Annotated in this window: 11 protein-coding genes; 4 read left to right on the plus strand and 7 right to left on the minus strand. The window is 46.7% G+C overall.

The features are described 5' to 3' along the window. The 4 genes from RM811_RS05520 to RM811_RS05535 form a co-directional block, all read left to right on the plus strand. The coding region (locus RM811_RS05520; protein WP_402521615.1) for an efflux RND transporter permease subunit at positions 1-377 on the plus strand (377 nt) is incomplete at its 5' end. Next, positions 320-1333, plus strand: a complete 1014-nt coding sequence (locus tag RM811_RS05525) for a glycosyltransferase family 2 protein (protein WP_402521617.1) — start codon at positions 320-322, stop codon at positions 1331-1333. The genes RM811_RS05520 and RM811_RS05525, both read left to right, overlap by 58 nt. Then, positions 1330-2733: an ArnT family glycosyltransferase gene (locus RM811_RS05530; protein WP_402521620.1), complete on the plus strand. Its 1404-nt coding sequence runs from the start codon at positions 1330-1332 to the stop codon at positions 2731-2733. The genes RM811_RS05525 and RM811_RS05530 overlap by 4 nt, the downstream gene beginning before the upstream one ends. After that, positions 2715-3128: a GtrA family protein gene (locus RM811_RS05535; RefSeq protein ID WP_402521622.1), complete on the plus strand. Its 414-nt coding sequence runs from the start codon at positions 2715-2717 to the stop codon at positions 3126-3128. The genes RM811_RS05530 and RM811_RS05535 overlap by 19 nt, the downstream gene beginning before the upstream one ends. A gap of 444 nt (positions 3129-3572) precedes the next feature. Here the strand turns inward: RM811_RS05535 and RM811_RS05540 are convergent, their stop codons facing one another. The 7 genes from RM811_RS05540 to RM811_RS05570 form a co-directional block, all read right to left on the minus strand. Beyond that, positions 3573-4250, minus strand: coding sequence for an HAD family hydrolase (locus RM811_RS05540; RefSeq protein WP_402521623.1), 678 nt, complete (start codon positions 4248-4250; stop codon positions 3573-3575). Between the two features lies 1 nt (position 4251). Next, the gene (locus RM811_RS05545; protein WP_402521626.1) at positions 4252-5271 is read right to left on the minus strand and encodes an ABC transporter ATP-binding protein; all 1020 of its coding nucleotides are present in this window, start codon (positions 5269-5271) and stop codon (positions 4252-4254) included. Continuing rightward, a complete protein-coding gene (locus RM811_RS05550; RefSeq protein WP_402521629.1) occupies positions 5268-6065 on the minus strand; it encodes an ABC transporter permease in 798 nt (265 codons plus the stop codon). Before RM811_RS05550 ends, RM811_RS05545 begins: the two co-directional genes overlap by 4 nt. Then, positions 6052-6954, minus strand: coding sequence for an ABC transporter permease (locus tag RM811_RS05555; RefSeq protein ID WP_402521632.1), 903 nt, complete (start codon positions 6952-6954; stop codon positions 6052-6054). Before RM811_RS05555 ends, RM811_RS05550 begins: the two co-directional genes overlap by 14 nt. After that, a complete protein-coding gene (locus RM811_RS05560) occupies positions 6951-7763 on the minus strand; it encodes an alkaline phosphatase family protein (RefSeq protein ID WP_402521634.1) in 813 nt (270 codons plus the stop codon). The genes RM811_RS05555 and RM811_RS05560 overlap by 4 nt, the downstream gene beginning before the upstream one ends. Positions 7764-7766: 3 nt before the next feature. Continuing rightward, positions 7767-8843 (minus strand): ABC transporter substrate-binding protein, encoded by a 1077-nt coding sequence (locus tag RM811_RS05565; RefSeq protein ID WP_402521637.1) that lies wholly within the window; start codon positions 8841-8843, stop codon positions 7767-7769. 730 nt (positions 8844-9573) lie between these two features. Next, on the minus strand, positions 9574-9768 hold a 195-nt coding region (locus tag RM811_RS05570; RefSeq protein WP_402521638.1), incomplete at its 5' end, for a hypothetical protein.

Genomic DNA, 9768 nt, shown 5'->3' on the forward strand with positions numbered 1-9768 from the left:
TAAATAATGCACTGGTTATGGTTGATCGCCTGAATAGGACGTCAGCCGGAGAGGACAGCTCTGAGTTTGTTGAGCGTTTGATCGAAAGTGTGACAACGCGGCTGCGCCCGGTACTGTTGACGACGGTCACCACCGTTTCTGCTCTTTTACCCCTGGCTTATGGACTGGGTGGCTCTGATGTTGGGGTATGGCCTTTTATTAACGGTCTCCGCTGTACTGTTTTTCCTGCCCTGCTGTTATTTGATGATTCGGGAAATGACATTCTTTTCACATGGGCGCGATTAGCATTAAATCATAATGTGCTAATCGGATTATTGTTATGGCTGAAGTTCCTGAACGGTCGGTGTTTGACGCTGATGTTACTCTTTCTGTGGTAGTGCCATTTTTTAACGAAGCGGAAGTATTGCCTGAGTTTCATCGTCGTTTAACTGCGGTTCTTGATGGTTTAAAAAGACGCAGTGAAATTATCTATATTGATGATGGCAGTACGGATGATAGCCGAAGTCTAGTGTCGTCTTTTCCTGCCAGCAAGAGCGATGTGTTTTGTATTCAGCTAAGCCGTAATTTTGGCAAAGAGGCGGCGATGTCTGCGGGGCTCGAACATACCCGGGGACAAGCCGTTATTCTGCTGGATGCGGATCTTCAGGACCCTCCTGAGTTGATTCCTGCCATGATGGCTGAGTGGGAAAAAGGGTTTGATGTAGTCAACATGCAACGGCGGCACAGGAATGGTGAAAGCTGGTTCAAGCGTTCTTCTGCGCGACTGTTCTACCGCCTGCTCAATATCCTGGCACAGTCTGAAATTCCAGAGAATGTCGGTGATTTCCGCCTTCTTGACCGCAAGGTAATCCATCATATTAATCAACTGCCTGAACGCAACCGGTACATGAAGGGTATTTTTGCCTGGCCGGGCTTTGAGCAAACCACCGTTTCATTTGAACGGGATGCGCGGTTTTGTGGCAGTAGTAAATGGAACTATCTGAAGTTACTTGGGCTGGCGGTGGATGGCATCACGTCTTTCTCGATTAAACCACTGCGTCTGGCTACATTGATGGGCATTCTTATCGCTTTTAGCGCCTTCTGCTATGGACTTATGGTGGTTCTGAAAACACTGATTATTGGCGATCCGGTCAGTGGTTACCCCTCTATGATGGTGGTGCAGCTGGGTCTTGGTGGTATCCAGTTGTTAAGTATTGGTTTGCTGGGGGAGTACATTGGCCGAATCTTTATTGAAACCAAGGCAAGGCCACTTTATTTAACCCAATCCATTATGGAAAAGAAGGCAGTTGTCATAAGTAATAACATTCAACCCGTTGTCAGGAAGGCCGCATGAACAGGGATAAAACCTGGCTGTGGGCCATTGTGATTGCCGCTTTATGTATTCGTTTTTTTGCCCTCGGGGCTTTTCCCCTGATGGATACGACAGAAGCCCGCTATGGGGAAATGGCACGATTAATGGCTGAAACGGGCAATTGGGTGACACCTCAATTTGATTACGGCATTCCTTTCTGGGGCAAGCCGCCTTTATTCACCTGGATGAGTGCCGCAGGGATTGAATGGTTTGGTCTTTCTGAGTTTGCAGTTCGTTTTCCCCACTGGCTGGCGGGTATTGTAGTTATTGGCCTGATGGCATTGTTTGCCAGAAAGCTTGGTTTCAGCGCACTGAAAACCAGTGCAGTGATGGCGACCTGTGGCATCTTCCTGCTGTCGGCCGGTGCGGTGATGACCGATATGGCATTGACCGTTGGTGTGACGCTGGCGATGACCGGTTTTTATCGCTGCTGGCAGGGCGAAAAACGGTGGGGGTATTTTGGCTTTGTGGGTCTGGCTATCGGCTTGTTGGCTAAAGGTCCGCTGGTGCTGGTGCTGATCGGTCTGGCTGTTGTGCCATGGCTGATTATTCAGCACGGAGTAAAGCAGGCTTTTGTCGTGTTATGGCAGCGTTTCCCTTTAATTACCGGGAGTCTGGTGATGCTGGTGATTGCTCTTCCCTGGTATCTTCTGGCTGAGCAGGCGACCCCTGGCTTTCTGGATTACTTTATTGTTGGGGAACACTTCAAGCGGTTTTTGGTCAGTGGCTGGGAAGGAGACCTGTATGGTTCTGCCCATGAAGAAGTGCGCGGCACCATCTGGTGGTTCTGGTGTTATTCTGCAGCGCCATGGTCAATTGTGTTGCCGGTGTTACTCTGGCGACAACGGCAGCGCATCAAAAAACTGACTCAGGCTGGCAATGGCATTATCAGTTTTTTATTGCTTTGGCTTATTGCACCTATGGTGCTTTTTACCGGGGCGGGTAATGTGCTGCAGGCTTATGTTCTTCCGGGTACGCCTGCGCTGGCTTTACTGATTGCTATTTTATTGCCGGAAGATCTGGCGATTCCCCGATGGTTTAAGGTAGTCAGCTGTATCGTACCGATACTGATTCTCGGATGTACTATTGTGCTGATGAATGGTGGCAGTGACCGAAAGAGCGATGCCGTTATTTTTAAACAGGCAGATAAGGATGTATCCAGTTTCTATGTAGGTAAAAGACCTTTCTCCGGACAATTCTACAGTCTTGGCAAGGCAAAAAAGCTAACGGGTACTGAATTGCTACACGATATGGATGATTTTCAACTGATTGGGAAATCTTCACAGGTTAAACAGTTTATTGCCTCGCTTAATCACGCCTGTGAGTTAAGTTTCATCACTGAAAACCAGCGTGTACTGTATCGATGTTACAAAGAATCCTGAATAGTAAGCGAGCTTTTAAGTTTGTTCTGGTGGGAGGTGTTGGCTTTTTAGTTGATGTCTTTCTTTTCAGCCTGTGCTTACACATATTCTCTATGAATACGCTGGCTGCCCGAATAGCGGCATTTATCGGGGCGGCTACCATAACGTGGGCAGGTAACCGCTTACTGACGTTTAATGACAGGCAACAGCGCGCTTGCTGGCAACAATGGCAGAAGCACATGGTCACAGCGTGTTTTTCTGCCATGCCTAATTTTGTCGTATTTCAGCTATATCTTAGCGTTTTTGGTGATGCCGTATCCTCTCTCTATATAGCGATGATGTTGGGGATTGCTGCAGGAATGTGCAGTAATTATCTGCTGAGTTTGCATTGGGTGTATGCAAAGCGAGTAGCCTGACGACAGTTATGCGATAGCCTCATTGTGGCTCTTTTGAAAAAGTTGACGGAAATCATCCACTGAAATCTGTATTATGTTGTTCGCCAGTTTTTTCAGGGGGCGTTAAATAAGGCTCGACTTTAGAGTTCGCAAAGCACAAAAGTTCAACAATTAATTCGTAATCAGCTAAATAGCAACCACCTCTAATCACCAAATATGAGATGGTTGCTATGCTCACTTCCGATCATCGAGTGATCCTCCGGGAGCTCGCTTTATATACAACGTTTCTTGCAGGAGCGTTATCACCAACTGCAGTACCCACGTTCTGTGAACTCTTGTTTGGTGGCATGTTATCCGGGCAAGGCTTCGTCACACAGGCTCTGTTGTCTATTAACTTTCAGTGTGTGTGGAGCAGCTATCACCGAAAGTCTAAAGTCGAGCTAAGGACAATTCCTAAGTCATGTACTAGAGCATTTCTACCGGAGCATCCCAGCTCAGCACTGTCCAGTTCTGATGCTCTTTATACTTAGCGAGCCGGGCGCATGGGTTCACCAGGTAAGAAAAATCGGCAAACTGACAGAGAGGAAGGTCATTAATGGAGTCTGTATAGAAGTGAATTTCATCAAACGTCCCGGTCTGTAACGCCAGCCATTCCTGGAGTCTGGTTACTTTTCCTTCCCGATAACTGGGTATCCCCTGAATCACTGGGGTATAACATCCACTGTCTTCCAGTAAATTAATCCCCAGTGACTGCTGTATACCGAGTCGCTGACCAATGGGTTCTACTAGAAAGGTTACCGATGCGGAAATCATCAGTAACTGATGATTTCCCTGATTTAAATGAGTAAGTAACTTTCTGGCTTCCAAGTAGTGTGTAGTCAGGATACGGGTTTCCACACACTCACTGACCAGAGCATGAATATCCGCCTTGTTGATACTTTTCAATGGAGTCAGAGAGAAAGCCAGATAGCTCTCCATATTGAGCTTGCCTTTCCCGTACAGGCTCATCAGGTGGCGCTCTTCTGCCAGAAAATTCGGATCGGATACAACGCCCTTCTCGACCAGAAATTTATGCCACTCCATCATGCAGTCACTGCCAATTAATGTGTGATCCAGGTCAAATACATACAACGGCTTTGACATATCAGGCACTGACCGGCTGAATTTCATTGAGGTTAAACAGTAGTTCAAGAGACTGACCCGCAGCTAGCAAACGCTCTGAAGAACGATTAAGAAGATCAACAGTTAAATCGCAGTCGTCTATAGCTACCCGATAGCGAATCACATTACCCAGAACCTGATGCTCTTTAATGATGCCGATCTGTGGCGCTGAGATATGGCTTCCATAGTGTCGGCCAGCTTCCCTGACATAAATTGACTCCGGGCGAATCGCGACTTTGTTATCCGTGTGTATATTAAATAACTGTTTCGCCTTGTGGGATTCAACCAGATTGTAATGCCCCATAAAACCGGCCACAAACTCATTGGCTGGTTGGGTGTAGATCTCTTCCGGTGTCCCTTTTTGGACAATTTCACCTTGATTCATCAGGAAAATACGATCGGACATAATCATCGCCTCTTCCTGATCGTGGGTAACAAAAATGGTCGTTAAATTCAGTTCCTTCTGAATACTTCGAATCTGTTGGCGCAGGCGTTTACGGATCTTGGCATCCAGAGCCGATAAGGGTTCATCCAGTAACAGAATCCGTGGTTTCACTACCAAAGCCCGGGCCAGAGCCACCCTCTGGCGCTGTCCCCCGGATAGTTGATCAGGGTACTGCTGCTCTTTGCCACCAAGCTCTACCAGTTCTATTACCCGCTCAACTTCGCTCTGAATAAAAACAGACGACAGTTTTTTCATTTTCAGACCGAAAGCGATGTTTTCTGCAACCGTCATATTGGGAAACAGGGCGTAAGACTGAAACACCATACCGATGCCTCGATCTCTGGGTAGAGTATGGGTTAAATCTTCATTCTCTATATGAATCTCTCCACCATCGATTGGGTTCAGGCCGGCAAGACTGCGTAGCAGTGTGGACTTGCCACAGCCACTGGGGCCTAACAGGGTAATAAACTCACCTTTCTCAATAGAGAAATTGATTTTTTCAAAAACCGTATTGTCACCAAAGCGCTTGGTTAACTGACTGGCTAATACATAACTCATGATTTAACTCCTGACTGATTGAAACCAAGTCGGCTCGCGAGCCAGGTCAGCAAGAAAATAAACAGTAAATAGGTCATGACCAGGGCGGATGTGAAATGTCCACTGGTCTGTCGCATGTTGTAGAGATAGATCTGCAATGTTTCGAAGCGGGCGCCTACGAGCATATTGGAGAATACAAATTCACCCAGAAGAAACGAGAAGCAGAGGAAAACAGATGTCATCAGCCCTTTTTTCAAATTAGGCAGAATAATCATCAGGAATGCTTTGGTTGTACTGGCACCCAGAAGATGAGCTGCATCCATCAAGTCGTGCAAATGAATGGTGGATAAACCGGTTGCCAGCGTTCGGTACATAAACGGCAATGCAATGGTGAAATAGGTGCCCAACAAAATCCATGGCGTACCGATCAGAGGAACAGCGCTGTCGGAATAGAGTTGAAGCAAACCAACAGACGACACCACCGGCGGTACAGCAAAGGGTAACATAATGAGGAGATTCATCAGTCGATCAAGTTTCGGGAAGTAATAAAACACTACGAAAATAGCCGGCAGAATCAGCGCTACACTCAGCGCCAGTGCCGCAGTAGAGATCAGCAGTGAACGGCCAAAAGCCGCCAGAAAGCGTGTATCTGTCAACAGTTTCCAATACCAGTTTAATGTCAGACCATCCGGGAGAATGGTGGCTCCCCAGCTTGAGGATATAGAGTAGAGTAACATTGCCAGTATTGGGATCAGCAACAGGCCGGTTATCAGATAAACGATGAATTTATGGTAGGAAAGATTAACGGCCGACATTGTTTTTTCTTCCTACGTAGCTTTTAGCAATCAGTCGCTGATTAATGATTGTGATGACAGCAAGAATCAACATCAGAATCATAGAAATAGCTGCCGCCAGATTGGGCTCAAGAAACAGGTCACCCGACACCAGGCTGGCAATCCGAACAGTAATCACGTTGTAGTTACCTGAGGTCAACGCATAAACGCTGGCATAGGCGCCAATGGCATTGGCAACCAGAATAATAAAGCTGCCAAGCAAGGCTGGAGACAACACAGGCAAAGCAATTTTCAGCCAGTACTGTCGGGTATTGGCACCCAGCAGGGCCGCTGCCGATTGCCAGTCATCCTGCAACGCATCAAAGGCCGGATAGAGCAGCAGAACCGCCAGTGGAATCTGAAAATAGATGTACATGACCAACAGCCCCCACTGTCCATACAGGTTGAACTCACCAATCAGGCCATACTGTTTCAGCAATAGTGTAAAAGCGCCGTTTATCCCAAGAATAATGATGAAAGCAAAAGCCAGCGGTACACCGGCGAAGTTAGTGCTCATATTGGTAAACGCAATAACGCCATCACGAAGTTTTGAATTTACTCGCCGGAGTGATGACACCAGCAGGGTGGCAATCAATAAACCTCCCACACTGGACCAGAATGAGAGCCAGAGGCTGTTACGGAAGCCCTGTAACATGAAGCCTGAGCCCAGAATTTCCCGGTAGTTTTCCAGTGCCCACTCACCTTCGTAAATAAAGCTATTCACAAATACCCAGATCATGGGGGATAACTGAAACCAGTAAAAAAACAGTGCGAAGGGCACCAACCAGACGACAGGTTTAATTTGTCTGAATCGCTGGGACAGATTCACAGGCAGGATCTGCTCAGCAGCACTCAACAGCGAAAGACTCATAGTGCCAGTAATTCCCGGATGTAGGGTTTATCATGACTCAGCTGCATCAGTTGACAAATGGAGCCACAAATCTGCGTTTGCTGAATCTCACAGGGTTGATGACTGAAACCATCACCAATCACAAACAGTGGCACTTCACGCTCTTCAGGCAGAGAGCCACCATGGGAAAAGTCACGATTCATGCCATGGTCACTGGTGATCATGATCTGATAACCATCATTGAGCCATGAACCGACATAATTCGACAGGCAGATATCCGCCTGACGGGCACTGTTGCGGTACTGGTAAGAATCCAGACCATACTTGTGTCCAATGTCGTCGATATTCATCGGGTGTATCAACAGAAAATCGGGCAGATGGGTTAGGCGCAAATGTTCTGCGTCCAGAAACAGTGCTTCATCAGGGTAATGATCCCAGTGATAAAAGCAGCCATGCTGGATATTCAGCGCCGTATCACTGGTAAACCGATCACGGACTGCGTTGTATGGTGCCCGATTATAAAGTTCACTCATCCAGTGGTAGGCTGCTGCTGCAGTGGTTCTGCCCTGCTTAACGGCAAGGCTGAATACAGAGTCATGATGGGATAGACGTACAATATGATTATTGACGATACCGCTCTCTATCGGGCGGATACCGGTCAGCAGGCATTCGTACAACGGACGAGACATGGAAGGAAGCTCACATTGCAGGGCATAAAGGCTGGCGGTTTTTTGTTCCACCAGTCCATTCAGGTAGCCCATGCAATCACGGGCTACTGAATAATTAAGTCCATCCAATACAACGAAAATGACCTTAGGGTTCATCGACATCTCTCACTGCTGGTGCATCAGCACATTTTCCTGCCATTGGCGAGGCAGTTTGCGGGAGCTTTTCTCCCAAGCATTAAAATCAGTTAATGGACGTGCGTTGCGATATTGCTCATCTGGCAGGAGTTTTTCCTTAATAGTCTGAGGCAATTCAACATTAGTACGGATTGGACGGGCATAACCTTCTGCCAGATTAATCTGACCACGGTCGCTTAAGATGTATTCACGAGCCAGTTTGGCTGCGTAAGGGTTTTTAGCGTACTTGTTGATAATGCTCGTGTAACCGGATACTACGGAGCCATCATGAGGAATGTTGACAGTAAAGCGATTACGATCAATCTGGTCACGATAATTCAAAGCATTGAAGTCCCACATAATAGCCACTTCAACTTCGCCTTTTTCCAGGTTGGCAATGTTCGGGTCTGTAAACGACAACCGGCCTTGCTTCGCCAGTTTGGCGAAAAACTCTAAAGCAGGTTTCAGGTTGGTCTCGTCACCACCATTGGCATAGGCAGCCGCCAGTACTGCATTGTTTGCCTGAGCAGCAACACCTACATCACCCACAGTAACTTTATAATCGCCGGTCAGAAGGTCTTGCCAGCTTTCTGGTGCATCGTCTACCAGACGGTTATTGGAGATAAAAGCAATCGTGCCGGTATAACCCAGAACCCAGTGACCGTCTTTATCTTTTGCCCATTCAGGAATCTCATCCCAGGTAGTGGGCTTATAAGGCTGTGTTACACCTTTTTGCACCGCAACACGGGCAAAGGCAAAGCCGATGTCACCAATGTCCGCAGTGGCGTTATGCTTTTCAGCAGCGAATTTGGCAATTTCCTGCGCGGAACTCATATCGGTATCCTGATGAGAAAGACCGTAGTCGTTTTTCAGGTCTGCCCAAGTACCTTTCCAGTTTGCCCAGCTGTCGGGCATGCCAACACTGTATACGACACCTTCTTTCTGTGCTGCACGGGTCAGTGTTTCAATATCAATGGTTTTTGCCAGAGTGCTGGTGGCAAAAGTTGAAATCAGAACAGCTGTCAGAGCAGAAGATCGTATTAATAAACGATTGATAAGTGCTCTCATGGTTCCTATCCCTTAAGAAGTTATGGTTGACTTCCAAATCATAGGGTAGGGTTATGACACTTTTGAGGCAGTATTATGACTATTTGAGTGCTTTCTTATTACATATATATATGACTGCGAAAGTTACAACCTCTCTGTCAACAAGAACAGGACATCCATAAATTTATCCACGAAAATAGTATGGATACTTTTATGGATGTCCTGTTCTTGTGGATACTTTTATGGATGTCCTGTTCTTGCTCTGTTCTTGCTTGGCCTTTTATTAACGGTCCCCGCTGTACTGTTTTTCCTGCCCTGCTGTTATTTGATGATTCGGGAAATGACATTCTTTTCACATGGGCGCGATTAGCATTGATTCATAATGTGCTAATCGGATTATTGTTATGGCTGAAGTCCCTGAACGGTCGGTGTTCTTGTCTATAAACAGGACATCCACAAATCAAGGGTGAAAGCTTCAGTAAAACGTTGGTTCAATTCATATGATTAGTAAATTTATGGATGTCCTATTCCTTCTCTATTCCTTCTATTCCTTCTATTCCTTCCATTAGTAAATTTATGGATGTCCTATTCCTTGATAATGTGCTAATCGGATTATTGTTATGGCTGAAGTCCCTGAACGGTCGGTGTTCTTGTCATAAACAGGACATCCACAAATCAAGGGTGAAAGCTTCAGTAAAACGTTGGTTCAATTCATATGATTAGTAAATTTATGGATGTCCTATTCCTTCTCCTATTCCTTACCAATGCCCACAGACTCACCCTTGACGGTAATAACCGAACCATCACGGAGCGTTGCCTGACTGGTGCCATTGCCATTGTTGGCGGTGATGGTAGCGACGACTCTGATGCCCTCCGGTATGGGACAAGAACAGACAAGAACAGGACATCCAGTGCGCCGAGATAAATCGGCAGGACAATGTCTAAC

It is taken from the genome of Endozoicomonas sp. (genome assembly GCF_031844845.1).
GTDB lineage: Bacteria > Pseudomonadota > Gammaproteobacteria > Pseudomonadales > Endozoicomonadaceae > Endozoicomonas.